Annotated in this window: 22 protein-coding genes; 8 read left to right on the forward strand and 14 right to left on the reverse strand. The window is 59.3% G+C overall.

Going from position 1 to position 23,676, the window contains the following annotated elements:
• Nucleotides 1-94 precede the first annotated feature (94 nt).
• The 3 genes from RWZ58_RS05455 to rsmI form a co-directional block, all read right to left on the reverse strand.
• Nucleotides 95-436: a glycosyltransferase family 25 protein gene (locus RWZ58_RS05455; RefSeq protein WP_314657923.1), complete on the reverse strand. Its 342-nt coding sequence runs from the start codon at nt 434-436 to the stop codon at nt 95-97.
• Complete coding sequence (locus RWZ58_RS05460) at nt 369-1,442, reverse strand: TatD family hydrolase (protein WP_314657924.1); 1,074 nt, start codon at nt 1,440-1,442, stop codon at nt 369-371. Before RWZ58_RS05460 ends, RWZ58_RS05455 begins: the two co-directional genes overlap by 68 nt.
• Nucleotides 1,443-1,514: 72 nt before the next feature.
• Entirely contained in the window at nt 1,515-2,453 is a 939-nt protein-coding gene (gene rsmI / locus RWZ58_RS05465; RefSeq protein ID WP_314657925.1) for a 16S rRNA (cytidine(1402)-2'-O)-methyltransferase, read from the reverse strand.
• Between the two features lie 196 nt (nt 2,454-2,649).
• On the opposite strand from rsmI, the gene RWZ58_RS05470 reads away from it, so the two are divergent.
• Nucleotides 2,650-4,296, forward strand: a complete 1,647-nt coding sequence (locus RWZ58_RS05470; RefSeq protein WP_314657926.1) for a phospholipid carrier-dependent glycosyltransferase — start codon at nt 2,650-2,652, stop codon at nt 4,294-4,296.
• Nucleotides 4,297-4,465: 169 nt separating this feature from the next.
• On the opposite strand, the gene RWZ58_RS05475 is transcribed toward RWZ58_RS05470, so the two are convergent.
• The 3 genes from RWZ58_RS05475 to RWZ58_RS05485 form a co-directional block, all read right to left on the reverse strand.
• Nucleotides 4,466-5,800, reverse strand: coding sequence for a TIGR01906 family membrane protein (locus RWZ58_RS05475; RefSeq protein ID WP_314657928.1), 1,335 nt, complete (start codon nt 5,798-5,800; stop codon nt 4,466-4,468).
• Between the two features lie 146 nt (nt 5,801-5,946).
• On the reverse strand, nt 5,947-6,174 hold the full coding sequence (locus RWZ58_RS05480) for a DUF3499 family protein (protein ID WP_314657929.1): 228 nt from the start codon (nt 6,172-6,174) through the stop codon (nt 5,947-5,949).
• A gap of 20 nt (nt 6,175-6,194) precedes the next feature.
• Nucleotides 6,195-6,611, reverse strand: coding sequence for a WhiB family transcriptional regulator (locus RWZ58_RS05485; protein ID WP_314657930.1), 417 nt, complete (start codon nt 6,609-6,611; stop codon nt 6,195-6,197).
• Between the two features lie 652 nt (nt 6,612-7,263).
• On the opposite strand from RWZ58_RS05485, the gene RWZ58_RS05490 reads away from it, so the two are divergent.
• On the forward strand, nt 7,264-8,064 hold the full coding sequence (locus RWZ58_RS05490; RefSeq protein ID WP_314657931.1) for a TIGR03089 family protein: 801 nt from the start codon (nt 7,264-7,266) through the stop codon (nt 8,062-8,064).
• A 124-nt stretch (nt 8,065-8,188) separates the two neighbouring features.
• On the opposite strand, the gene RWZ58_RS05495 is transcribed toward RWZ58_RS05490, so the two are convergent.
• Entirely contained in the window at nt 8,189-8,806 is a 618-nt protein-coding gene (locus RWZ58_RS05495) for a GtrA family protein (RefSeq protein ID WP_314657932.1), read from the reverse strand.
• A gap of 365 nt (nt 8,807-9,171) precedes the next feature.
• Here RWZ58_RS05495 and RWZ58_RS05500 point away from each other — a divergent pair, with 365 nt between their 5' ends.
• From RWZ58_RS05500 to RWZ58_RS05510, 3 genes are all read left to right on the forward strand, one after another.
• Nucleotides 9,172-10,362, forward strand: coding sequence for a 5-(carboxyamino)imidazole ribonucleotide synthase (locus RWZ58_RS05500; RefSeq protein WP_314657933.1), 1,191 nt, complete (start codon nt 9,172-9,174; stop codon nt 10,360-10,362).
• A 99-nt stretch (nt 10,363-10,461) separates the two neighbouring features.
• Nucleotides 10,462-11,100 (forward strand): 5-(carboxyamino)imidazole ribonucleotide mutase, encoded by a 639-nt coding sequence (gene purE / locus RWZ58_RS05505; protein WP_314657934.1) that lies wholly within the window; start codon nt 10,462-10,464, stop codon nt 11,098-11,100.
• A 19-nt stretch (nt 11,101-11,119) separates the two neighbouring features.
• A complete protein-coding gene (locus RWZ58_RS05510) occupies nt 11,120-12,121 on the forward strand; it encodes a peptidoglycan bridge formation glycyltransferase FemA/FemB family protein (RefSeq protein WP_314657935.1) in 1,002 nt (333 codons plus the stop codon).
• A gap of 97 nt (nt 12,122-12,218) precedes the next feature.
• Here RWZ58_RS05510 and glpX read toward each other — a convergent pair whose 3' ends face one another.
• Nucleotides 12,219-13,226: a class II fructose-bisphosphatase gene (glpX, locus tag RWZ58_RS05515; protein ID WP_314657936.1), complete on the reverse strand. Its 1,008-nt coding sequence runs from the start codon at nt 13,224-13,226 to the stop codon at nt 12,219-12,221.
• 417 nt (nt 13,227-13,643) lie between these two features.
• On the opposite strand from glpX, the gene RWZ58_RS05520 reads away from it, so the two are divergent.
• Together RWZ58_RS05520 and RWZ58_RS05525 are read left to right on the forward strand one after the other, a co-directional pair.
• Nucleotides 13,644-14,363, forward strand: coding sequence for a carbonic anhydrase (locus tag RWZ58_RS05520; protein ID WP_314657937.1), 720 nt, complete (start codon nt 13,644-13,646; stop codon nt 14,361-14,363).
• Between the two features lie 224 nt (nt 14,364-14,587).
• Nucleotides 14,588-15,994: a class II fumarate hydratase gene (locus RWZ58_RS05525; RefSeq protein WP_314657938.1), complete on the forward strand. Its 1,407-nt coding sequence runs from the start codon at nt 14,588-14,590 to the stop codon at nt 15,992-15,994.
• A gap of 133 nt (nt 15,995-16,127) precedes the next feature.
• On the opposite strand, the gene RWZ58_RS05530 is transcribed toward RWZ58_RS05525, so the two are convergent.
• The 5 genes from RWZ58_RS05530 to mca all read right to left on the reverse strand — a co-directional run bounded on the left by RWZ58_RS05530 (nt 16,128) and on the right by mca (nt 21,157).
• A complete protein-coding gene (locus RWZ58_RS05530) occupies nt 16,128-17,345 on the reverse strand; it encodes an MFS transporter (RefSeq protein WP_314657939.1) in 1,218 nt (405 codons plus the stop codon).
• A gap of 481 nt (nt 17,346-17,826) precedes the next feature.
• Nucleotides 17,827-18,333, reverse strand: a complete 507-nt coding sequence (locus RWZ58_RS05535) for an NUDIX domain-containing protein (protein WP_049354996.1) — start codon at nt 18,331-18,333, stop codon at nt 17,827-17,829.
• 127 nt (nt 18,334-18,460) lie between these two features.
• Nucleotides 18,461-18,988 carry a prepilin peptidase gene (locus RWZ58_RS05540; protein WP_314657940.1) on the reverse strand — a complete coding sequence of 176 codons (528 nt, stop codon included), beginning with the start codon at nt 18,986-18,988 and terminating at the stop codon, nt 18,461-18,463.
• 107 nt (nt 18,989-19,095) lie between these two features.
• Nucleotides 19,096-19,905, reverse strand: coding sequence for a polyprenyl diphosphate synthase (uppS, locus tag RWZ58_RS05545; protein WP_314657941.1), 810 nt, complete (start codon nt 19,903-19,905; stop codon nt 19,096-19,098).
• A gap of 280 nt (nt 19,906-20,185) precedes the next feature.
• Entirely contained in the window at nt 20,186-21,157 is a 972-nt protein-coding gene (gene mca, locus RWZ58_RS05550; RefSeq protein WP_314657942.1) for a mycothiol conjugate amidase Mca, read from the reverse strand.
• Nucleotides 21,158-21,571: 414 nt separating this feature from the next.
• Here mca and greA point away from each other — a divergent pair, with 414 nt between their 5' ends.
• Complete coding sequence (greA, locus tag RWZ58_RS05555) at nt 21,572-22,069, forward strand: transcription elongation factor GreA (RefSeq protein WP_049327910.1); 498 nt, start codon at nt 21,572-21,574, stop codon at nt 22,067-22,069.
• 155 nt (nt 22,070-22,224) lie between these two features.
• On the opposite strand, the gene ilvA is transcribed toward greA, so the two are convergent.
• Nucleotides 22,225-23,478 (reverse strand): threonine ammonia-lyase, encoded by a 1,254-nt coding sequence (gene ilvA / locus RWZ58_RS05560; protein ID WP_070594011.1) that lies wholly within the window; start codon nt 23,476-23,478, stop codon nt 22,225-22,227.
• Nucleotides 23,479-23,676: the final 198 nt, after the last annotated feature.

The raw sequence follows: 23,676 nt of genomic DNA on the forward strand, positions 1-23,676 counted from the left end.
GGAAGCTGTGTAAGGGTTACTATTTATAGCGTCCAAGTTTCGGGGCGCAGTTCATGCATATATGACAAAGAGGGGCTTTCTCAAAGAGGCTTACTTACTTCCCCACGCCCAGGCGCGGGTTCATGGTGCCTGCCTTGAACGAGTACGCATCGCACAGGTTCACCAGCTGAACCTGCGGGTACTTGGTGATGATTGCGTCCACTACCGCCTCGGCATCCGGAGAAGTAAGGATGTCATCCTCAGCAATCAGAGCCCAGTCAGCATCCGAGACAACGAAGTCCTCCCACATCTTCACGTGGCTGAGTATGCAACCGCGCTCAGCCGGAGTGGGCGCCCCGGAGTAGCTATCCGCTACAGGCTGTACGCGCCTACCACTGACCGTACACGCGCTCCGAATTTTCGCGGATGAGGCGACATAGTGCTTCCAGCTCCTCACCGCGGTGAGCAGCCATAAAACGCACCGTGTAGTTTGTCATGTACGACGCGTTCGGGCGACCGCGGAACGGATGCGGGGTCAAGAACGGCGCATCCGTCTCGGCCAGAATCAGCTCCGGGCGAGCCATGGTCAGCGATTCCTGAATACCCTTCGAATTTTTGAAGGTGACCGTGCCCGAGAAGCTCATGTACCAGCCGCGCTCGTTACAGATTTCGGCCAGCTCGGGCCCGCCCGAGTAGCAGTGGAACACGGTCCGCTCCGGCGCGCCCTCCTCGTCCAGGATGCGCACGACGTCCTCGTGGGCGTCACGGTCGTGAATCTGCAGTGCCAGGTTGTGTTTCTTCGCCAGGCGGATGTGCTCGCGGAAGCTGTAGTGCTGCGCCTCCTTGCCTTCCTCACCGGTGCGGAAATAGTCCAGGCCGGTCTCACCGATAGCACGCACACGGTCGGCGGCGGCGAGCTCATCGAGGGTGGCGAGCGCAGCCTCCAGCTGACCGGTTGCAGCCAGTTCGGGGGCGGTGTTCGGGTGAATCGCAATGGCGGCGAGGACGCGTTCATCAGCCTGGGCGGCGGCGACCGCGTACAGGGATGAGGGAATATCGCATCCGACCTGCACGATGGCGCCGATTCCGAGCTTCTCACCGGCGTCGAGTGCGTCGCGGGCGCTGATTTCTACCTCGCCGTCGAGCAGGTCCATGTGGGTGTGGTTATCCACGATGGGGTACGGCAGCGGCTCGGGAGCGGGCGGGAAGACCAGGTTGCGGCTGCGGCCGTTCTCGCCGGTGGTGGAGCGGCGACGGGTTCCTTCTCCGCCTTCGGCGTCGCTGATGCCGGTGTAGAGTTCCGCCTGATAGGGGGCGGGCACTTCACCGGGCACGGGCTCCCAGCCGTTAGGCAGGGCGGTCGCCTGGAGCGCCGCGGGAGTGGGCAGGGTGTAGTTCGCCAGCGCGGCGAGGGAGTTCAAGTATTCCTGGGTGATTTCAGGACCGGGGTGGCTCTGACACATTGATAAATCCTTGGGATAAAAACTTAGGGTTAAAGCTGTGGGGTAAGTCCGGGCTATTCGAAGCGGTCTAGGTTATTCGGAGCGGGCAGCCAGTGCCGCCTCGTACAGGTCTCGCTTGGAAGTGCCGGTTTCGGCGGCGACCGCGGCGCAGGCGCTCTTGAGGCGCTCGCCGCCAGCCACGCGGTCGAGGACTAGCTGCACGACGTCCTGCGCTTCGGGGGTTTCGGGGGTCTGCGCGCCCTCGACGATAATGACAATTTCACCGCGAATACGTTCGGACTCGGCCCACTCGGCAAGCTCAGCCAGGGTACCGCGTCGAACCTCCTCGTGGAGCTTGGTTAGCTCACGGCTGACGGTTCCGCGACGCTCCGCACCAAAGGTCTTCACGAAGTCTGCGAGGGTTGCGGCGGTACGGTGCGGGGATTCGTAGAAGATCATGGTGCGCTCTTCCCCCGCCAGCGATGCCAGGCGGCGGGTGCGCTCGGAGCCCTTACGCGCAAGGAAGCCCTCGAAGGTGAATCGTCCGGTGGGTAGGCCCGAGAGCGCGAGCGCGGTCAGTGCGGCGGAGGGGCCGGGCACCACGGTGACGGGCAGATCGGCTTCCGCGACGGCTGCGGCGGCAACGTAGCCGGGGTCGGAGATGGTGGGCATGCCCGCGTCCGAGAGCAGTAGTACGCGCTGGCCATCCTGTACCGCCTGCACGATGGTTTCGCTGCGTTCTTCTTCGTTGTGGTCGTGGTTGACGATGACGCGGCCGCGGGTGCGCACGCCAAGCCCGGAGGCGAGGGTTCGCAGCTTGCGGGTGTCTTCAACGGCGATGAGGTCTGCGGTGGCGAGTTCAGTACGCAGACGGTCGGAGGCGTCGGCGAGGTTGCCGATGGGAGTGCCGCCGAGGATGAGCACGCCGCCTTCTTCAGAGGTGACAGCAGCATCAGCGGTGTCAGTCTCGGGTGCCTCGACCGTTTCTGCGGGGTCGGTGGTTTCTTCGGTGTATTCTGCGGGTGCGGTCATGGCAGGCCTCGTGTCTGTGTCTGGTCTTCGTGTACCCACTAAGTGTAACGCCCGCGCTCAATCCGGCGCCGGGTAATCTTGCCGGGTGGGGCGCAGGTCAGAGCTCTGCGTCAGGTGCAGGTTCCGGGTGCGTCATATAAGCCGTTCACGGGCTGAAATGGTGCATCGTGCGTTCTGACCCTTTAGGATTGATGGGGTGAAGATACCTAAGCTACTTTCTCCCGCATCTGCCGCTCCGGCTGGTTCGGCTGGTTCGGCCCGTTCTTCGTTTGAACGTGGTCGTTACAGCCTCGATTCTCTGCTGGATGCGCTCGCTGTTGCCTATATTCGTGCCCCGCGTTGGGGTTGGCTGGCGCCCGCACTGATTGTGCTGGTTGCCGGTATTCTGCGTTTTTATAATTTGGCGCATCCGAATGCCATTGTTTTTGATGAGACCTACTACGCCAAGGATGCCTACTCGTATGTTCATTACGGCTATGAGTTGAGCTGGTCGAAGGACGCTAATGCGTCTTTCGCGGCGGGTCACCCTTCGGGTATTTTGCCGGATTCGCCAGAGTATGTGGTGCATCCGCCGTTGGGTAAGTGGATGATTGCCGCGGGCATGGCGATTTTTGGTGATAATAATCCCTTTGGTTGGCGTGTTTCTGCTGCGGTGATTGGCACCCTGTCGGTGGCGTTGATTGCGTATGCTGGCTGGTTGCTGTTCCGTTCGATGACGGTGGCGACTATTGCGGCGCTGCTGGCTGCGGTAGATGGCCTAATGCTGGTGGAGTCTCGTTTGGCTCTGCTGGATATCTTCCAGATGTTCTGGATTCTGGCGACTTTTGTGTGCCTGGTGCTTGACCGTGTTCAGGCGCGGCGCGTGTTGGCGCGCCATATTGCGGAGGCGGCACGTCAGAATAGCGGTGTGCTTCCGCCGATGCCGTGGGGCCCGAGCATGGGTCTGCGCCTGTGGCGTTTTGCTGCCGGTGTGTGTGCCGGTGCCGCGGTGGGCGTGAAGTGGAATTCGCTGTTCTTTATTGCGGCGATGGGTCTGCTGACGGTGTTCTGGGATATTAATGCTCGCCGTATTGTGGGTCTGAACAAGTGGGGTTTGACGGCGCTGGTACGTGATGGCATCCCCGCGTTCTTCCAGATGATTGGTGTGGGTCTGCTGGTGTACCTGAGCACCTGGGCGGGATGGTTCCAGTCGTCGAATGCGTATTTCCGCCATTGGGCTGTTGAGAACCCGGGCAAGGGTGTTATGTGGCTCCCTGAGGATCTGCGTTCCCTGTGGGAGTACCATGTTTCGGCGTTCAAGTTCCATTCGGGTTTGAGTAGCCCGCACACGTATGCTTCGCAGGCGTGGCAGTGGCTGGTTTTGGGCCGCCCGACCTCGTACTACTATGAGTCGCCGAAGCTTGGTTCTTCGGGCTGTACCGTGAAGTCCTGTTCCGAGGCTATTTTGAATATCGGTAACCCGGCGATTTGGTGGGCTTTTATTCCGGCGATTATTGTGGCGCTTCTGGTTCTGCTGCTGAAGCGTGATTGGCGTTTTGGTGCGCTGCTGGTTGTGTTCGGTGCGGGCTATTTCCCGTGGTTTATGTACCCGACCCGCACGATGTTCTACTTCTACGCGCTGTCCTTTGAGCCGTTCCTGATCCTGCTGTTGGCGGGTGTTTTGGGCCTGGCGCTGTCGGGTGCTCGCGGTTCGGTGTTGCGTGCTCGTTTGGGCGTGACGCTGGTGGCGATTTACCTGGTGGGCGTGCTCGTATTGAGTGCGTACTTTATGCCGCTGTGGACTGCTCAGGTGATTCCCTATGAGCAGTGGTATTCGCACATGTGGTTTAAGTCCTGGATTTAGGCTCAGGTTTTAGCCTCGGGTTTTAGAGCCGGGTCTTAGGCTCGGATCTAGGCGCGAGCGATGCGAGCTTGGGTATAGCGAAGGGGGCTGGGTTCTACCGTGTGGTAGAGCCAGCCCCCTTTGTTGTGCCCTTTCCGCGTGGGTTGGCACGGTGAAGTGGCTGATGATTTTAGTTCTCGCCGACTCGTGCGGAGGCGAGCTTGACGCGCAGTTCCTGGCGCTCCTGGCGGCGGCGTTCTGCCTTGAGCTTGCGGTATTTGGTGGGCCAGGTGGTGATGAGCAGGAGGGTAACCTGCACTGCTACGAGGGCCGCTACGGCGATTGCCGCATCAATCCAGAACTGCGGCGGGTAGAGGCGAATCAGGGAGCTTCGTACGGAAAACTCCCAGTTGCCTTGCGGGAAGAACACCTGGTGGAAGGTGGTGAACAGCCATTCCCAACCGAATGCGCCCACAACGCCGAGCACCACGATGAGTCCCAGGGTAATCCAGGTGCCGGCGAAGAGGCTACGGCGAATGGTTCCGGGGGCGCGCTCACGCAGAGAGATGCTGCTGAAGAGCGTCACCAGGAAGAGCGCGGCTACGGCAACGGTGGCGATGAGCAGCACCCACTTCACGTCGTGCATGTGGTTTACTTCTGCTTCGGTGAAGGCGAGGGTGTTGTCGGCACCGGTGGTGACGCGGGCGAGGTATTCTCGCGGCGCGAAGTTGTTGATGTAGTCCACGCCGTAGGAGCCCAGGCGCATCCTTTCGATGAGGTAGTAGCCGTAGCTGTCTTCGGGGAAGCCGGGTCGGTGGTATTCGAGCCAGAGGAAGGGCGCAGAGGCTACGGCACGGATTGCGATCATGAGTACGGTCAGCGGTACGGTCAGCGCGATGAGGGTTGCGCGAAGCTTGAGGAGGCGCGGGGTGTCTTCCACTGCGTCTTCACGGGCTGCGGCGCGTTCGGCGGCCTCGGGCGAGGAAGCCAGAGAGGACAAGGGCGCGTTGGGGTCTGCAACTGCCTGGGTGTGGCCGGTGCGGGTGGTTTCGGTGCGGTACTTACGTCCGGCGGTGGAGGCGCTTGCTGCCTCCGCGGTGGCGACGGTGTCTGCTACAGCGGCCTTTTCAGCTTCTGCAGTGGCTGCGGCTTCTGCTTCGGCGGCCTTCTGCATGGTTTCGCGGTTGAGGTCGCTGAGGGTCGGGTTTTTGGGGGTGCTCTTCGAATCACGGACGAGGGGCACGAAGCCGGTGGAGACGTTGGTGCGGGTGCGCACGCGGGTGCCGACGCCCTGCTCACGGAGTTTACTGCGTGCGGGTACGACAGGTACGGAGCCGGTGGGCAGGTCGGGTTCTTCGGCAACGGTGGGTACGTCTGCGGCGATGCGTCCGAAGGCGCCGGTGTGAGGTGCCGGTTCGCTGGTGGCGGTCTCGGCTCGGCGGGCCTGGAGAAGTTCGTCGGCGCTGGTACGGCGGATCGCCGGGCGCAGTGCGCCCCACATTCCTCGGTGTGTTTCTTTGCTCATTGATCTCGTGTTCTTTTCGAGTGATTGGTGTTTGAGTGAGTTGCGGGTGTCTGTACTATCTGCCAGTTTCTCATATGCGAAGAACCTTCCATGTGAATTCACGGAAGGTTCTTTGCATTCAGGTGTTTAAATCTTGGATTCGAATTTTACGCTTCGGCGGTGTCCGAACTCTGGACGGGTACCTTGTAGACCACTCGCCAGCCCTGCGGTGCCGTCAGGCGTGCGGCGTGTTCGTCGCAGAGGTCGTAGGCGTGGGGTTCGCGAAATTCAGAGAGAGCGCCGATGATTGCCGTGGAGTCTGCGTAGGAGTACTGGAGAGTAACAGTCGCCTCTCGCTGGCAGGTCTGGCGGGAGCACAGTCGTGCGGTCTGCATGTGGATGGTACCTTCCTGGCTTAGCTCGCCTGCTTGCGGAGTCGGCGACGTTCACGTTCTGACAGGCCGCCCCAGATTCCGAAGCGCTCGTCATTGTCCATTGCATATTGTAGACATTCTTCACGCACGGGGCATACACCGCATACCCTTTTGGCGTCTCGGGTGGAGCCACCCTTCTCGGGGAAGAAGGCTTCGGGGTCGGTTTGGGCGCAGAGTGCTTCAGCTTGCCAGGCGAGTTCTCCGTCTTCGCCTTCGGTTCCGTAGAGTCCTGCCGCTGCGGTCCATACGTCGGTGCAGGGCGGCATGTTTCGTTCTGCGTCTGCTAGAAAGGCGTCGGCAGCTTTTTCGAGGGATTGAGTGGGATTCATGCTACGGTGCTGAGCGCCTGATGCGCGCGCGGCCGCGATGGAGCGGTCCGATGCAATATAGGAGCCCATGGGTTTTCCTTCCGTGTTCTCATTGTGAGCTTAATGAGTCTGCGGATCCGTTGTGAACGGAATCTTAGTGTGTATGGTGTGGCATAGTTTGCTCTGGCCTCTACGGTCCCCCAAAGCAAACGCGCTTATATATCTATTAGACGTGCGACACGCCGATTCGTCAAACTAGACTTAAACATTGTTTAGATGTACGTGTTAGGGACGTCATATTTAATGTGAATTTGACCTTTATATATTTTCCTGCACGCCACTTGCACCTATTCACAACTCAAGGCTGCCTCAAATTTTCCCTTCTCCAGGCCACTTTCCACTGTCTGCAAATTCTGCATCCTGGCTGCAAATATAGGGGGCGCGCGACGTTCACCTTGCCCTGCCCCCCCCCGACCACAGAGAAAGAATCTAATAATTAGATAAGAAAAACTTATCTTTTCCACTATACGGTTTCTGAATATTTTTCCGAGGCATTGCGAAGCATTTACATTTCCAATTCATATTTATGTCATATCCCCAAATGATGCATTAGGACTGTCAAATATTTCGAACCATTAGGTTTTTAAGGTGCCCTTAGAAGTTTTTACTTTACCCCTGTATCGTTTACCGCCACGCACATTCTCCCCAACCATCCTTCAGCCCGTGCGGTAGAGTGAAACCCATGGTTACTCTCTCCCCCACCGGCGCCTCCGTGCCCACAACTCTGAACCACTTCTTCGAGAAGCTCAGCAGCCAGCAGACCCCCGCGCTCATCTGGTACTCGGCAAACGGCGAGCGCATTGAGCTCTCCGGCAGGGTCCTCATGAACTGGGTTGATAAGAGCGCAAACCTGCTGGTTGAAGAATGCGAACTGGAGCCTGGTGAGGGCTTTGACCTTCAGGCTCCCCTGCACTGGCGCACTATTGTTCTGGGCTTGGCGGCGTTGCGTGTGGGCGCTCTGCTGAACCAGGATGAGCCGTTGGTTGCCGCAGTCTGCACCGAGCAGGAGGCTAGCTACACGAATGACCCCGCGTACCTTCTGGCGGTGGATCGTGCGCCGCTGGCGCTTTCCTACACCGGGGACTTGCAGGCGCTGTCCTCCTACGCGGATGATGTGCTTGATTATTGCGCGCTGGTGCGTAGCTTCGGTGATCGATACTCCGGCATGCTCCCGGATGACTCAGCTGAGATGCTTGAGGGCTTCACCTATGCGGAAGCTTACGAGCAGGCGCTCGCGCAGGCACAGGTCTACCGCACGGCGGGTTATACGCTGTCTTCAGGCCAGCGCGCGCTCGCGTTGGAGTTGAGCCCCGACTACGGTTTTGATGCATCCGAGGCGACCCTGAGTACTCTGCTGGAGGTGCTGGCGATTCTGCTCTCCGGTCATGCGGTGTTTGTGACTGACCCGACTGTGGGCTGGCAGGATGAGCAGCTGGCGTCTCTGATGGATTCCGAGCGTGCGGTGGAGATTCCCCGAAACTAGTTTCCCGCGCCTAGTGAGTCTTCCAAAGTTTCTAGATTTTTAAAAAACTTATCCCCCGATACAGCGTGTATCGGGGGATAAGTTTTTGGAACAAGTCTTAGCTGATGGTCGGTGTTAGGCGGGTCTAGGAGTTCTGCGAACCGGGCTTCGACTGTGCCTCGGATGCGCCTGCCTCAGAATTAGCCTTCTGCTTGCTGGACTCTTCACCGTCGAGGATGGCGGCGGCATCGTCAAACATGCGGCCGAGCTCTTCATGGTCGGTACCTTCACCCTCTTCGACCTTCTGGCGGTGCGAACCGTACACCCAAAAGCGGTAGAGGAAGTATCGCAGGATGGTGCCCAGAATCGTACCGATAATCGTACCGGAGATGAAGGACGCCTCGGGGGTGCGCAGGTTCAGCACGTAGGTACTGAACGCCACACAGCCTGCCTCAACGAGGATACCGAGCAGGTTCACCAGGCCGAATTCGATGGCTTCGCGCTTCCAGTTTTCGGAGCGGGAGTCGCGGAAGGTCCACAGACGGTTCATGAGCCACGAGAAGATGGTTGCGACGATACTTGCAACGACCTTCGCCTTGGTGTGGGACTGCGACATGACGGTCATCATCAGCACCCACACCGTCACAGAGTTTACGATGAAGGCGGCGCCACCCACGGTACCGAATTTGAGGACCTCAATACCGTAGCTGTCCCAGAGGGATTTCAAGCGTTCGGTGAGGGTCGGTTTCGTCTGTGCGCTCATACGGGGCCTATCTAGCGGAGTTTTATCGGGAAAAAGGGCCTGTATGCGACGGTGGGCGTTGAGTTACGCGGTGACGGTCGAATGCTTCAGCCTCTTTTACAAGCTCTTATATGTTAATACAGTCCCGCCGTCTTCTCTGTACCTCTGAGAGTTTTTCCATGGACCTTTCAGCTACCGAGAGTCTCTTTTCACCGTGTTCTACCGGGTGTTCCGCCGAATTTTCCGCGGCTGTAGCAGGTGTATTTTTCGGTTTTGGCCCGCGTTCTCCCTCATATACTGGGCGCTTTGGGGCGCTTGTACTCATTCTGTGACCTTAATGTGGTCTTGCTCCCATAAGCACTCTGAAACCGGTACACTTAGGTGCTGTGACTTACCCTGTGACTGGACCCGTAATTGGCGTCATCGGCGGAGGCCAGCTGGCCCGCATGATGGCACCCGCAGCAACTAACCTTGGCCTCGACCTGCAGATTCTTGCGGAGGCGCCCACCGTCGGCGCCGTGGCGGCGGTACGTACCGCACCCGTCGGGGACTACAAAGATTTGGACACTCTCCGCGAATTTGCTCGCGGCAAGGATGTCATCACTTTCGACCATGAGCACGTGCCCACCGAATTTCTGCGCACCCTCATGGCAGAGGGCGTAAATGTACAGCCCCGCCCCGAAGCCCTGCAGTACGCCCAGGACAAGCTCCTGATGCGCCAGGCCGTTGAGCACCTGGGTCTGCCGAACCCGCGTTGGGCTCAGGTTTCTACCCTGGATGAGCTGCTCGCCTTCGGTGATGAGATCGGCTGGCCCGTGGTGCTGAAGACCCCGCGCGGCGGCTACGACGGCAAGGGCGTACTCGTTCTTGATTCCCCCGAGGAGGCTCGCGAGCGCAGCGCCGAATGGTTTGAGCAGCTGCCTTCCCGCACCGATTTCTCCGCCCTACTTGCCGAGGAGAAAGTACCCTTCACCCGTGAGCTCTCCGCTCTAGTGGCTCGCCGTGAAAGCGGCGAAGTGCGCCCCTGGCCGGTCGTTGAGACCATCCAGGTGAACTCCATCTGCGACGAGGTCATTGCACCCGCGCAGAACCTGGACCCCGAGATCGCTGAGGCTGCCGCAGCCGCTGCGGTGACCATTGCCTCCGAGCTGGGCGTGACCGGTGTAATGGCGGCTGAGCTTTTCGAGGTTCCTGGCTCCCCCGCCGGCTTCTACATCAACGAGCTGGCGATGCGCCCGCACAATACCGGCCACTGGACTCAGGACGGCTCGGTGACCAGCCAGTTCGAGCAGCACCTGCGTGCTGTGCTCGACCTGCCGCTGGGTGATACCTCCGTGCTGGAGGGTGTTGCCGTGATGAAGAACTATCTGGGCGGCGAGAACGAAGATATTTTCGGTGTCTACCCGCTGGCGCTTTCGGCTGAACCGCGCGCAAAGATCCACTTCTACGGCAAGGAGACTCGTCCGGGCCGCAAGATTGGTCACGTGAATATTTCTGGCACGGTGGCTGAGCTTGAGGCGCTGCGCCATAGCGCCGCGAATGCCGCCTCCATTTTGCGTGACGGCCGCCCCCTGTAGCCCTATTTTTAGCCGGTGCGTGGGGTGAGAGTATCCTGCGTATCCGACGCACCCTATTGATGGTGGTTCGCCACCGCATCCTGAAAGGATATGAGGATTATGTCTCAGTCTCCCTATAATTCTTCCCAGCCCATTGTTGGCATTGTGATGGGTTCGGATTCAGATTGGTCGGTCATGGAGGCCGCAGCCGAGGTTCTGGACGAGTTCGGCATCCCTTACGAGGCTGATGTTGTTTCTGCACACCGCATGCCCGAGGACATGATTGAGTACGGCAAGAAGGCTCACAGCCGCGGTATTCGCGTGATTATTGCCGGTGCCGGCGGCGCCGCTCATCTGCCCGGTATGCTCGCTTCCGTCACCGCTCTGCCTGTGATTGGTGTTCCGGTGCGTCTGAAGAACCTCGAGGGCATGGACTCGCTGCTGTCGATTGTTCAGATGCCCGCCGGTGTTCCGGTGGCTACCGTCTCCATTAACGGTGCTCGCAACGCTGGTCTGCTGGCTCTGCGTATCCTGGGTTCGGGCACTGATTCTTTCGCCCGCCAGGTGCACGATGATCTGCGTCAGTTCTCTCAGGATCTGCGTCAGAGCGCTATGGACAAGGGCGCGGCTCTGCGCACCCGTGTAGCCGAGGCGAAGGCGAAGGCTGCTGCCGAGCAGGAGGCTGAGGAGAGCACCTCCTCGGCTCGCCCGGCACCTACCCCCGAGGCTTCCTCGGAGCCGCAGGCTTACGTTCCCTAAGCTCGGATACACTAGAGGAATGAGCAATATTCTTCAGTCCGATATTTGGGCACGTTTTCAGGAATCTAATGGTCACACCGTGATCCGTAAGAGCGGTAACGGCTGGTCGTACCTTGCGACCGTTGAGGGCGGCTCTACCGGCCGCTACCTGTACAGCCCGTACGGACCGGTTGCTTCGAGCGCAGTGGCTTTCGATGAGGCGCTCGCGTCGCTGAAGGATGAGGCTGCGAAGCATCGCTGCCTGTTTGTGCGTATTGAGCCTACTGAGTCCGCCATCTGGGGCGATCAGGACGCTGCGGCGTTCCTGGCTCGTCGCGGTGCGGTGCTGGCTCCTCGCCAGGTGCAGCCTTCGCACACGCAGATTATTGACCTTTCGGGCTCTGAGGATGAGATTCTCAAGGGCATGAAGTCCAATAACCGCAATCTGCACCGCAACATCCACAAGAAGGGTGTGACGATTGAGGTGTCGACGAACCCTGAGGATTTGTCGATTCTGTTCGCATTCTTGGATGAGACCGCGGACCGTAACGGCTTTAACCGTCAGCAGGATGACTACCTGATGCAGGTTGCTCGCGTGCTGATGCCCGCCGGCGCGGCGTCGCTCTACATTGCGAAGCTGGCAGGCGAGAATGGCGAGAGCACCCCGATTGCGGCGGCGTTCGTGTACGACTCGGACGACACCCGCACTTACGCGCACGCGGCGGCTTCTTTCGAGCATCGTCGCCTGTCCGCGGGTATTCCGGTGGTTACGAACTTCATCCTGGACGCTAAGCGTAAGGGCCTGAAGTACGTTGACCTGTTCGGTATTGCGCCGGAGGATCAGCCGGATCACGAGTGGGCTGGTTTCACGAAGTTCAAGAAGTCCTTCGGCGGCGAGTCGGTGGAGTACCCGGGTACCTGGGATGTTCCGGTCACCTCGCTGGGTTACCGCGCCTACACCCTGGCGTACAAGGCTCGTCCTGCGGTTCGTGACGCGGTGTCGAAGGCCAAGGAGAAGCTGCGTTCCCTGCGTTCGCGCTAACGCGTACCGGTAACGGCGATAAACGTAAGGAGCCGCCCCCGACCGAGTGATTCGGTTGGGGGCGGCTCCTTTATGTTTGGGGGGCTACCTCAATGGCTTATGCTTCGCCGGGGCTCTTGGTGTGCGAGAGAATCTCGCGCAGACGGGAGAGGCGGTGCTCAGCCTCAACGGTACGCACGGTGCCCGAGGAGGAACGCATGACCAGCGACTGGGTGGTCACAACGTTCTTGCTGTAGCGCACGCCGCGCAGCAGCTTACCGTCGGTGATACCGGTTGCGGCGAAGAAGCAGTTGTCGCTGGTGACCAGGTCGTTGGTGGTCAGCACGCGCTCCAGGTCGTGACCGGCTTCCAGTGCCTTTTCGCGCTCTGCCTCGTCGGTCGGTGCCAGGCGGCCCTGAATCACGCCACCGGTTGCCTTGATAGCGCACGCTGCGACGACACCTTCCGGGGTGCCGCCGGTGCCGAGCATGAGGTCAACGCCGGTGTTCTCGCGGCAAGCTGCGATAGCGCCTGCGACGTCACCGTCGAGGATGATGCGGGTACGGGCGCCTGCCTCGCGAATCTCCTGGATGAGCTTGGCGTGGCGGGGGCGGTCCAGCACGCAGACGGTCAGCTCGCTGACCTTCTTGCCCTTAGCCTTAGCGACCAGGTGCAGGTTCTGCTTGACGGGCAGGCGCAGGTCGACGAATTCTGCAGCCTCGGGGCCGGTGACCAGCTTCTCCATGTAGAACACTGCGGAGGGGTCGAACATGGTGCCGCCGTCTGCCACAGCAATCACGGAGAGGGCGTTGTCCATGCCGAGTGCGGTCAGGCGGGTACCGTCGATGGGGTCAACCGCAACGTCGAGGGAGGGGCCGGAGCCGTCGCCGACGTTCTCGCCGTTGTACAGCATGGGAGCCTTGTCCTTCTCGCCTTCACCGATGACGACGGTGCCGTTGAAGTTGACGGTGGAGAGGCGGTAGCGCATTGCGTCTACGGCTGCACCATCTGCGAGGTTCTTTTCGCCTGCGCCAACCCAGGGGCCTGCAGCAATTGCTGCTGCTTCAGTCGCGCGGACCAGTTCCATTGCGAGGTTGCGATCGCCGTGATTGTTGTTCGTAGTCATAGACTCACCTTCGAGATTTCTGAATACACTGTCGGCTGGCTGGTTCTTTCCAGCACGAAGTCGCCGACGCAGTAGTGCTCCTTTCAGGATAGCGCGCTCAGGCTTCGTTTTTCTTGTTCTGAACGAGTTTGCGTGCGTGTTGACTTTAAGGTGAGCAGATGCGGCAAATCGGTGAGGGCTGCGTCTCTCTTCGGCACTTCATACGCTCTGAGGCGCTGATTTTGGGTGCTGTGAAGGCGTGCCAAACTAGCTATTTTTCGCATATTTAAGGCATATTTGAGGTAGGTTCTTTCTCCGGGAGGCTCCCGGCAAGGAGCTGAGCTTCAGCACGAGCGTCTGAAGCCCCACATACCCGTTCGCAGATTCGCTAGCTCCGACGGCACGCGTTATCTGTATTTGTCCGCTAAGGAGCATCATATGGCTGGCATCCAACCTACTCCCGCAGAAGCATGGAAGCGTCTGAAGGACGGTAACCGCCGTTTTGTTGAGGGTAGCAACGAGCACCCCAACCAGGACACGATTCGTCGTACCGACCTTGCATCGGGTCAGTTCCCGTTCGCCTCGATTTTCGGTTGCGGTGACTCTCGCCTGGCGGCGGAGATTATTTTTGACCTGGGTCTGGGCGATGCGTTCGTGGTGCGTACCGCCGGTCATGTGCTGGAGAACGCGGCGCTCGGCTCGTTGGAGTACGCGGTTGAGGAGTTTGAGACCCCCATCGTGATGGTTCTCGGTCACGACTCCTGCGGTGCTGTGACCGCGGCGAGCAAGGCCCTGGAGTCCGGCGAGATGCCGCACGGCTTCATCCGTAACCTGGTGCAGCACATCCTGCCTTCGGCAATGTCCCCGAAGCTGCCGGAGAACCCGACCGTCAACGACATGGTGCGTGAGCACACCCGTCAGACCGCTATCCGCATTATTGAGCAGTCCCACATCATTTCGGATGCGGTGGTCGAGGGTAAGGTCGCCGTGATTGGTGTCTTCTACCACCTGAAGGAAGGTAAGGCGGAGCTGGTGTTCAGTTCGCAGGACCTGACCCTGCCGGAGGAGAAGAACAACGCGCAGAACCCGCCGACCCAGGCGCTTCCGGTGGTCGTGAAGACTCCCCCGCGCGTTGTGGTTGCCGAGAACCTGGACTAGATTTCCTCTTCTCCGCTCGTTACGAGCCTTAGTGCGAGAACCCACACGCTCGCACTTAACAACAGATTTTTCTATGGGATACCCCCGCCACGGTAGCGTGTTCGCACATCTGCCGGGGCGGGGTTTTTCTGCGCCTTCTCACGCCGCAAAATTTATGAGCGTTTTTCCTCTTTTGACACCTTTTCGAGGCGACGTAAGCCACTTTGAACGCCTATCCTAGAGGTATGGCTGAAAACATTGAATACCGCATTGAACATGACACCATGGGCGAAGTTCGCGTTCCGGCTGATGCACTCTACCGTGCACAGACCCAGCGCGCAGTCGAGAACTTCCCGATTTCGGGTCAGACCCTCGAATCCGCCCATATTCGTGCGCTTGCCCTCGTGAAGAAGGCAGCCGCGACCGCCAATGAGGAACTCAAGGTGCTCGACGCTGAGCGCGCCCAGGCTATCCGCGACGCAGCGGATCTGGTAGCAACCGGTGACTACGACGCCCACTTCCCCATTGACGTCTTCCAGACCGGTTCCGGTACCTCCTCGAACATGAACGCGAACGAGGTCCTGGCAACCCTGGCAACCCGTTCCCTGGAGTCCAAGGGCATTGAGGTTCACCCCAATGACCACGTGAACGCTTCCCAGTCCTCCAACGACGTCTTCCCCACCTCCGTGCACGTTGCTGTGACCGAGGCTCTGGTGAAGGACCTGATTCCCGCTCTCGAGGTGCTCGCTGAGTCCCTGGAGCGCAAGTCCGCAGAGTTCAAGAACGTTGTGAAGTCCGGTCGTACCCACCTGATGGACGCAACCCCCATCACCCTGGGCCAGGAGTTCTCCGGCTACGCCGCAACTGTGCGTTACGGCATTGAGCGTGTGAACGCTTCCCTGCCCCGCGTGGCTGAGGTTCCCCTGGGCGGTACCGCTGTGGGTACCGGCATCAACACCCCCGACGGCTTCTCCGCTCGCGTGATTGAGCTGCTCGCTGAGGAGACCGGCCTGCCCCTGACCGAGGCTCGTAACCACTTCGAGGCTCAGGCTAACCGTGACGGCCTGATTGAGGTTTCCGGTCAGCTGCGCACCCTGGCGTACGGCCTGATGAAGATCAGCAACGACATCCGCTGGATGGGTTCGGGCCCGAACACCGGCCTGGGCGAGCTGCACATCCCCGATCTGCAGCCCGGCTCCTCGATTATGCCCGGTAAGGTCAACCCCGTGATTTGTGAGGCTACCATTATGGTTGCCGCTCAGGTCATCGGTAACGACGCAACCATTGCTCTGTCTTCCACTAACGGCGCGTTTGAGCTGAACGTGGGTATCCCGGTGATGGCTGCTAACCTGCTGCAGTCGATCCGCCTGCTCGCTAATGTTTCCCGTGTTTCGGCTGAGAAGATGATTGACGGTCTGACCGCTAATGTTGACCGTTGCCGCTTCCTGGCTGAGGCTTCGCCGTCGACCGTGACCCCGCTGAACAAGCTGATTGGTTACGAGGCTGCTGCGAAGATCGCTAAGTACTCGGTGGCTCACAAGGTAACTGTCCGTGAGGCAGTTGTGGCTCTGGGCTATGTGGAGCGCGGCGAAGTGACTGAGGAGCAGCTGGATGCAGCTCTGGATGTCACCAAGATGCTGGGCAACTTCTAATCTCACCCCGCCTGAACCTCCTCTGAGGTTCGCGGCTTAACCATAGAGGGAGGGGCGACTCGCCATGACGGCGGGTCACCCCTCCCTCTGCCTGTGTTCTCTGCCTAGTCATTGAGTTGGCAGCAGGTTCTCACTATTGTTCAACGATATTGAACACTTTGAACTGTTTATAGTGGACCAGCGTGTAGATAAGGCAGAGTACAGCCGGGATACTGACGACGAGCGCAGCGTTGAAGGAGCCGAGATGGTCAAGCATCAGTGCTACCGCGCCCATGGAGTACAGCGTTCCTAGCCCAAACACGGCACCGTCAAGGGAGCTGGCACGCCCCAGCAGCTCATTCGGTGTAATGCAGTCACGCAGATTGTTGGAGAAGATGAAAGCAGATGCCCATCCTACGTCCAGGATGAAGAGCAGGGCACCGAGCACTACAGGGTTATTGCTGATGGTGACGAGCGGTATTCCGAGTAGGGATACGACATTGGCGACCAGCAGCATTCCTCGCGTGTTCTCGAAAGAGAGGAAACGATCGATGATGAGTGCCGCGACAATACCGCCGATACCGCTGCAGGCCATAATCATGCCTACCACTGAGGCTTCAAAAGTGAGTTCCTCGTACAGACGGTAAATAATGATGAGTGAATACGACGCCGTAGCTGCCGCCAAGAAGAACGTGTAGACAAGGATAAGTCTCTGCGGGGCACCGGAGAACATGTATTGGATACCGTCAAACATCCGGTGGATAAACCCATGTTGTGCGGTTTCGCGTTGCTCAGTTTTAGTTTCCATCTCTACGGATGGCAACGTTGCGTATGAAATAGTTGCCGCTCCGAAAAGGAGCACCGGGACGATAAGACCGACCGTTGAGCCCGCGACAAGAACAATAAATCCTGCTGTAGGGGGCGCAATAATTGCGGATATTCCCTCGCAAATTTCACGACGTGCATTGTACGAAAGAAGGTTTTCTCGTCCGAGAAGCTGCGGAATATATCCTGCTTCTGAGGCAGCAGCCAGCTCGGAGAAGACACCGCTCACAAATCCTAGTGCGGCGATGGTGAACCATGACAGCATATGCTGCTCAATCATCAACGCCAAGGTAAGGATGCTGAGGATGTTTACTGCCCCGGCAATCACAATCATAGGTTTTCGAGGCAGACTATCCGATAGGGTTGCTAGCGGATATGCCAAGGCGATATTGGGGATTTGCATGGCTACCGCCATCACGCCAGCCAGCCCAATTTCGCCTGTACTTGCGAGAATCGCGATGGGTAGGGCGAAGGAATATATTCCTGTACCTACCAGAGAGCCGATAAGGGCTACGTAGATTCTCCAGGGTATTTTGTGTGTTGTCATGCTTTACTCTTTCTAGGGCGCATCAAAATAGCGGCCAAGAATTGCGATGAACACAATGAGCCTAGTTCACAGAAAAATGGCATGCCTTAAGGATCTATAGGCAGAGTAAAAGGAAAGCGACTACGCTCACCAGAACATCACGTGAACGAATCTTTCTCGGGTTACTGACTAATACGGGGCCGTCACTCCCAATGTAACCCGTGTCATATATAAAGCATCTCATGCGCACCACTCATAATTCAATCCACAGGCGTAGCTTAAGGTAAAAAAGACAAAAACAAAATAAAACCACGGCAACCTTTAGGCTTCCAGTCCCCCACTCCCACAGAAAAACAGGAAGAACCACCCAATAACATGTAACAAACTGTCATAAAAATACTGGGAGGGGCGACTCGCCATGACGGCGGGTCGCCCCTCCTTCTGTATCTGTCTGTATCTGCACGCCTGATTCGATGGCTTGTGATCAGTCCCAGCAGCCGGTCTAGAGTTCTTCTGGCGGCACCGACTCCAACCCAAAACGGCAGTGGCCGTCATAGTTCAACGCCGCATCAATACGGTCCAACATCCGCTCCGAAAGCAACGCACGCTCCGCCGGGTCAGACACATCCACCCAACGCACCTGCGAAGACTCCTCATCGTTCACCTTCGCCTCACCAGAAACCCAGCGGCACAAGAACGTATGATCCAAGAACTGGCAGCGGTCACCATTACCGAACTGCATCGGCGGGTCAGCCTTCACCTGCGCCAACTCCAGCACCTCAATCTGCACGTTCGCCTCCTCCTGCGCCTCACGCAGGCAGGTCAGTGCGGGGCTCTCCCCAGGGTCCACAATGCCCGTAATCGGGGTCCACGCCCCGTTATCGCTACGGCGCACCAGCAGCACCTTAGAATCCTGCTCACGGTACACCACAGCCGTCGCACCGGACAGCCACAGGTAATCCGAACCAATCCGCTCACGCAGCTTGCGGATATAGGGAGGAGTAGGCATAACATCAACCTTTCAAAAGCCCCGGTAAGTCTACCGGGGAATAGGTGCTAGAGAGCAGAGCGAACAGCCGCAAACCGCACGAAGAACAAGCTCGCCACTTAGCCGGACGGTCACCCTACTTCGGAATCTACCACAGAGAATACGCCGGAGCAGCCAACGCCACCAGCGCACCCAGAAGCATAAACGGGCCGAAGGCAATACGGGTGCTACCGCGCGCCTTCGTGAACAGCACCAGAGCCAAAGACACCAGACCACCGGCAAGGAACGTCACCAGCGACGCCCACCCCAGGTTCGCCCAGGACAGGTACCCGAGCACGCCGCCCAGGATGCCGGCAAGCTTCACATCCCCGCGGCCCAGCGCCCCGAAAGACAGGATACGCAAAAGCAGGTAGCAGAACCACAGCGCCAGACCGGCACCAATCACACGCCAAATATCGGCGGGGCGACCGGCAAAAAGCAAAGACACCGGCAGAGCCGTATAGGTGGCAATAGCCAAAGGAATCAGGATGCGGTGCGGCAGACGGTGCTCCCGCACGTCAATACGCCACAGCCGCAGGGAGCACCACAGGAAATACAGCAGGTAGCTGCCGAGCACCAGAGCGGCAATAACGGAGGCGCCTCCAGCGTTGTAGAGGCGGGAAAGCTCAGCGAGCATAGAACGTCCATTCTGTATTGCTGGAGGTTGCACTACCGGAGGCTGCTAGCCAGGAACCAGCCAGCCAGCCGAGAAACATGCACCGATGGCGCTAGGGCATCCAAGTTCTAGGAACCGAAGCGGCGGGAACGGTTAGCGTAATCCCGCAGGGCACGCAGAAAATCAACGCGCGTGAAATCCGGCCACAGGGCGCGGCAGAAATAAAACTCAGAATACGCGCTCTGCCAGGTCATGAAACCGGACAGGCGCTGCTCACCCGAAGTGCGAATCAGCAGGTCCGGGTCGGGCATATCGGCGGTGTACAGGTGCGAGGAAATATCTTCCACGCTCAGCTGTTCAGCAAGCGATTCCAAGGATGCACCCTCAGCGGCGGCCTCGCGCAGAACCGATCGGACCGCGTCCACAATCTCCTGGCGGCCGCCGTAGCCGACCGCAATGTTCACGCGAACACCGGGCAGGTGCGCAGTCTGCTCAATCGCCCAGTCCAGACGCTCGTGCAGTTGGCGAGGAATCAGGTCAATGTTGCCGATGGCGCGCACCGGACCGCAGGCGGACTCCACCAGACGCACCAGAAACGCATCAATCACAGCGACCAGACCGGTCAGCTCCTTCTCGGGGCGCTTCAGGTTCTCAGTGGAGAGCATGTACAGGCTCACCTGCGGAATCGACAGCTCAGTACACCACGCCAGAAAATCAATAATTCGCTCCGCACCGGCGGCGTGGCCCTCACGGGTGCTCAAGCCGCGCTGAGCCGCCCAGCGGCGGTTACCGTCCACCAGCACTCCAACATGTGCCGGCAGGGATTCGGGGCTCAGTGAGCGCGCCAGAGCCTGCTCATAGACGGTAGGCTCAGTGACAGTGCCGGGGTTGCTGGCGTGGCCGTGCACAGTAATCACGGGCAGGGCGTTGGCGCTCATAGCTCATACCTCATTCGGCTGTCGTGGCAGATAATTCAGCGGGCTCATAACGAAAGAGTCCAAGCTCTTATTCTACGCCGCCGCGCCGTACCTTCGCGGCAATCGGTATCACGGTTGGGCTGAGAATCGGCTCAAAATTTGTGGCATCTGATGGCGGCATTCAGGGTTGCGTACAGGGGCTGCACGCATCGCGCGCCTAAGAATGAATGATGCCCTTCACCTACGACTTATATCGTGGGTGAAGGGCATCCTTGGCTAACGTGGGGTGATGCGACCCGCGCTAGATAACGTAGTAGTCGCTCAGGCCCTCATCCAGGCTAGATTCGGGTAGCTGAACCTCAGCGTGCGAGGCGGCCAGCGTGTAGTCCTCCCAGGGCCAAATATCCTTCAGCTGTTCGCTGGGAACGGCGAAGAACACGCCGTTCGGGTCTACCTGCGAGGCGTGCGCGCGCAGAGCCTGGTCGCGCTGTTCAAAGTGATCGGTTACCAGGATGCGGGTCGTAGTCTCGTGGCGAGGCGCCTCCCCCGAGGTCGCGCGGTGCGCAATGTTCTCAATCCAGCCGCTCAGCAGGCTCTCACCGTGCGTATCAAGCAGATGCTCGTGCAGGGCGAGGGTGCGTTCGGGGTTGAATGCGCGGTCGTAGTAGAGCTTCAGCGGGGTCCAGGGCTCGCCCTCGCCCACGTACGCCTCGGGGTCGCCCGCCTTCTCGAATGCTTCCACGGCAACCTTGTGGGTCATGATGTGGTCGGGGTGCGGGTAGCCGCCGATTTCGTCGTAGGTGATGATGATGTGCGGGCGGTACTCACGCACCAGACGCACGAGCGGCGCGGCGGCACGGTCCAGGGGCATGGTGCCAAAGCTGCCGAAGGGCAGAGGCGGCGTGGGGTCACCCTCGGGCAGGCCGGAGTCGAAGAAGCCGATCCAGCGGTGTTCAATACCCATAATTTCGCGGGCGGCCGCCATCTCAGCGCGGCGCAGACCCGGCAGGTCACGGTGCGCACGCGGACTATTAGCAATCCCCTCATTGAGGATGTCACCGCGCTCGCCGCCGGTCATCGTCGCCACCATGAAGCGGGCACCACGGGCAATATACGCCGAGGCGGTACCGGCGCCCTTGGAGGACTCGTCGTCCGGGTGGGCGTGCACCGCGAGGATACGCAGACCGGTGTAGTCCTCCTCCAGCGGTTTGAGGGAGTCCACGGGAGGGTGAGTCGGCAGATTTGCCTTCAGCTGTTCAATGGCTTCGCTCACGGTGGTCTCCTTTAGGTGATGCGCCAGGGGTGATGTGTCTGTGACTCGCGAATGCGAGCGCTACACGGCAGAAATTTTACGGTTGTAGCTTCTCGTATGATACCCAAGGATAGTGCCGCTGCACTAGCGCAGATGACGCCGTGTGACATCGTGAAACGTGCCGTCATATCAGCAGATTCACGAGCATGAAACAGTCTGATGCTGGCGGAGTGTTCAGCTACCGGCGTGCATACCGACGAAGATGCGTTCAGAGGGGAAGATACGACCGGCATAACAGCCGAAAATCCTCCGGTGCTCTAGAATAGGTCTGTTGATTCATTCCGTTACCGGCACCGCCGCGCATTGAACGCGGCACGCGGTAGCGGGTTTATTCGTTTCGCACCGGCAGAGCCGGCGCATAAGCAAAGGACACGCATGGCTGAAAACACCGGTGCATGGCTCACTCAGGACGCCTTCGACCGCCTCACCCAGGAGCTGGAGCACCTCTCCGGCCCGTACCGCCAGGAAATCGTTGACCGCATCGCGCAGGCACGCGATGAGGGTGACCTCCGCGAGAACGGCGGCTACCACGCAGCACGCGATGAGCAGGCTAAGAACGAGGCGCGTATCAAGCAGCTCAAGCACCTGCTCGAAACCGCACAGATTGGTGAGGCGCCCGTTGATGACGGCGTGGTAAGCCACGGCATGGTCATCGAGGCTGAGGTTGCAGGCCGCACCCTGAAGTTCCTGCTCGGCTCCCGCGAAATTGAGGACACCCTCCCTGCCGGCACCGACCTGAAGGTCTTCTCCGAGAAGTCGCCGCTGGGTGCCGCAATCATGGGTGCTAAGCAGGGCGACGAGGTTTCCTACACCGCTCCGAACGGTAAGGAACTGAGCGCCAAGATTGTCTCCGTGACCCCTTACCAGGGCTAAGAGACTAGCTAAGAAGCTAGGCTGCGAGACAGCGCTAGATTTAAAACAAACAGTGCGGGGTGCTGACTATAACGGTCAGCACCCCGCACTGTTTTTTGTCTATTGAATTGTGTTCTGCCAATAAAGCTCAGGCATAACTATTACAGCTCATCGGCTTAGTAGACGATGATGGGCTTGAAACCCTCATCCTCCAGGGCAGAAATCACCTGGCGGCAATGCTCCACACCCTTGGTTTCCATGTCGATGGTAATCGACACATCGCCCATGGACAGCGAACCACCCACACGGGTGTGATCCACACCGGTCACGTTCGCGTCGTTCTCAGAAATAATGCGGGAAATGGTAGCCAGCTCACCCGGACGGTCAGACAGCATCATCTTCACGGTCATGTAGCGGCCAGCCGCAGACAGACCGCGCTGAATCACCTTCAGCATCAGCATCGGGTCAATATTACCGCCGGAGAGCACACACACGACCGTACCCAGGTCGCCGTACTCTTCCTTCAGCTTGCCGTTCATCAGCGCAGCCACGGGCACCGAACCGGCAGGCTCCACCACAAGCTTGTTACGTTCCATCAGGAAGATCAGGGCGCGAGCGATATCGTCTTCACTCACGGTCGCCACATCGTCTACCAGCTCCTTGATGATGGAGAAAGGCATCTGGCCGGGGCGACCCACCGCAATACCATCAGCAATGGTGGAAACCTTCTTTAGCGGCACCAGAGCATCCGCAGCCAGCGACAGCGGGTACGCCGCCGCGTGCTCCGCCTGAACACCAATAATCTTGATCTTCTTACCGAGCTTCTGCTCCTTCGCGCGGATAGCAGCGGACAGACCAGCCAGCAGACCGCCGCCGCCAACACCCACAATCACGGTGTCAACGTCCGGAACCTGCTCCAGGATTTCCAGACCGATGGTGCCCTGGCCGGCAATAATGTCTTCATTGTCGAAGGGGTGCACGAACACCGCGCCGGTCTCTTCGGCGTAGCGCTTCGCCTCCGCCAGAGCCTCATCCACGGTCAGGCCGTGCAGCTCAACCTCAGCGCCGTGATCGCGGGTTGCGGTAATCTTAGGCAGTGCCGCACCCAGCGGCATGTAAATACGAGCTTTAATGCCCAGACGGTCAGCAGCCAGAGCCACACCCTGAGCGTGGTTACCCGCGCTCGCCGCCACGACGCCGCGCTTCTTCTCCTCCTCGGAAAGCTTCGCCATACGCACGTACGCACCGCGCACCTTGAAGGAACCAGCACGCTGCAGGTTCTCACACTTAAAGAAAACCTCTGAACCGAGGCGCTGGCTCAGCGCACGCGAATGAGCGACGGGGGTGCGTTCAATAACGCCTTCGAGCAGCTCTGCGGCACGTTCAATGTCGGTGAGGGTCACGGGCAGGGAGTCGAGATCTACGCTCACGAGGTTTCCATTCTGACGGTGCGTTGTCCCGCGGGCGCGGGATGGTGATGTATTGCTCATCCCATTTTAGAGGATGGGTACAGCGAAGGGGGCTACCCGGTCGCAAGTAGCCCCCTGGCGAGACACCGCCGTAGACGGCATCGCGGCCGGCGGTATCGCCGGGACGAGTTAGCGGTGCGTTATCGAGGGTGGCGGGGT

It is taken from the genome of uncultured Rothia sp., assembly GCF_963544205.1.
Taxonomy (GTDB): Bacteria; Actinomycetota; Actinomycetes; order Actinomycetales; family Micrococcaceae; genus Rothia.

What these genes read in the sequence shown, in the direction of transcription:
- RWZ58_RS05495 (WP_314657932.1), bottom strand. Translation starts at nt 8,806, where the DNA reads ATGAGCGCACAGACGAAACCGACCCTCACCGAACGCTTGAAATCCCTC.
- RWZ58_RS05525 (WP_314657938.1), top strand. Translation starts at nt 14,588, where the DNA reads ATGGCTGAAAACATTGAATACCGCATTGAACATGACACCATGGGCGAA.
- RWZ58_RS05535 (WP_049354996.1), bottom strand. Translation starts at nt 18,333, where the DNA reads ATGCCTACTCCTCCCTATATCCGCAAGCTGCGTGAGCGGATTGGTTCG.
- RWZ58_RS05490 (WP_314657931.1), top strand. Translation starts at nt 7,264, where the DNA reads ATGGTTACTCTCTCCCCCACCGGCGCCTCCGTGCCCACAACTCTGAAC.
- RWZ58_RS05520 (WP_314657937.1), top strand. Translation starts at nt 13,644, where the DNA reads ATGGCTGGCATCCAACCTACTCCCGCAGAAGCATGGAAGCGTCTGAAG.
- uppS (WP_314657941.1), bottom strand. Translation starts at nt 19,905, where the DNA reads ATGAGCGCCAACGCCCTGCCCGTGATTACTGTGCACGGCCACGCCAGC.
- RWZ58_RS05485 (WP_314657930.1), bottom strand. Translation starts at nt 6,611, where the DNA reads ATGGGCTCCTATATTGCATCGGACCGCTCCATCGCGGCCGCGCGCGCA.
- RWZ58_RS05480 (WP_314657929.1), bottom strand. Translation starts at nt 6,174, where the DNA reads ATGCAGACCGCACGACTGTGCTCCCGCCAGACCTGCCAGCGAGAGGCG.
- rsmI (WP_314657925.1), bottom strand. Translation starts at nt 2,453, where the DNA reads ATGACCGCACCCGCAGAATACACCGAAGAAACCACCGACCCCGCAGAA.
- glpX (WP_314657936.1), bottom strand. Translation starts at nt 13,226, where the DNA reads ATGACTACGAACAACAATCACGGCGATCGCAACCTCGCAATGGAACTG.
- purE (WP_314657934.1), top strand. Translation starts at nt 10,462, where the DNA reads ATGTCTCAGTCTCCCTATAATTCTTCCCAGCCCATTGTTGGCATTGTG.
- RWZ58_RS05475 (WP_314657928.1), bottom strand. Translation starts at nt 5,800, where the DNA reads ATGAGCAAAGAAACACACCGAGGAATGTGGGGCGCACTGCGCCCGGCG.
- RWZ58_RS05530 (WP_314657939.1), bottom strand. Translation starts at nt 17,345, where the DNA reads ATGACAACACACAAAATACCCTGGAGAATCTACGTAGCCCTTATCGGC.
- RWZ58_RS05540 (WP_314657940.1), bottom strand. Translation starts at nt 18,988, where the DNA reads ATGCTCGCTGAGCTTTCCCGCCTCTACAACGCTGGAGGCGCCTCCGTT.
- greA (WP_049327910.1), top strand. Translation starts at nt 21,572, where the DNA reads ATGGCTGAAAACACCGGTGCATGGCTCACTCAGGACGCCTTCGACCGC.
- RWZ58_RS05510 (WP_314657935.1), top strand. Translation starts at nt 11,120, where the DNA reads ATGAGCAATATTCTTCAGTCCGATATTTGGGCACGTTTTCAGGAATCT.
- RWZ58_RS05460 (WP_314657924.1), bottom strand. Translation starts at nt 1,442, where the DNA reads ATGTGTCAGAGCCACCCCGGTCCTGAAATCACCCAGGAATACTTGAAC.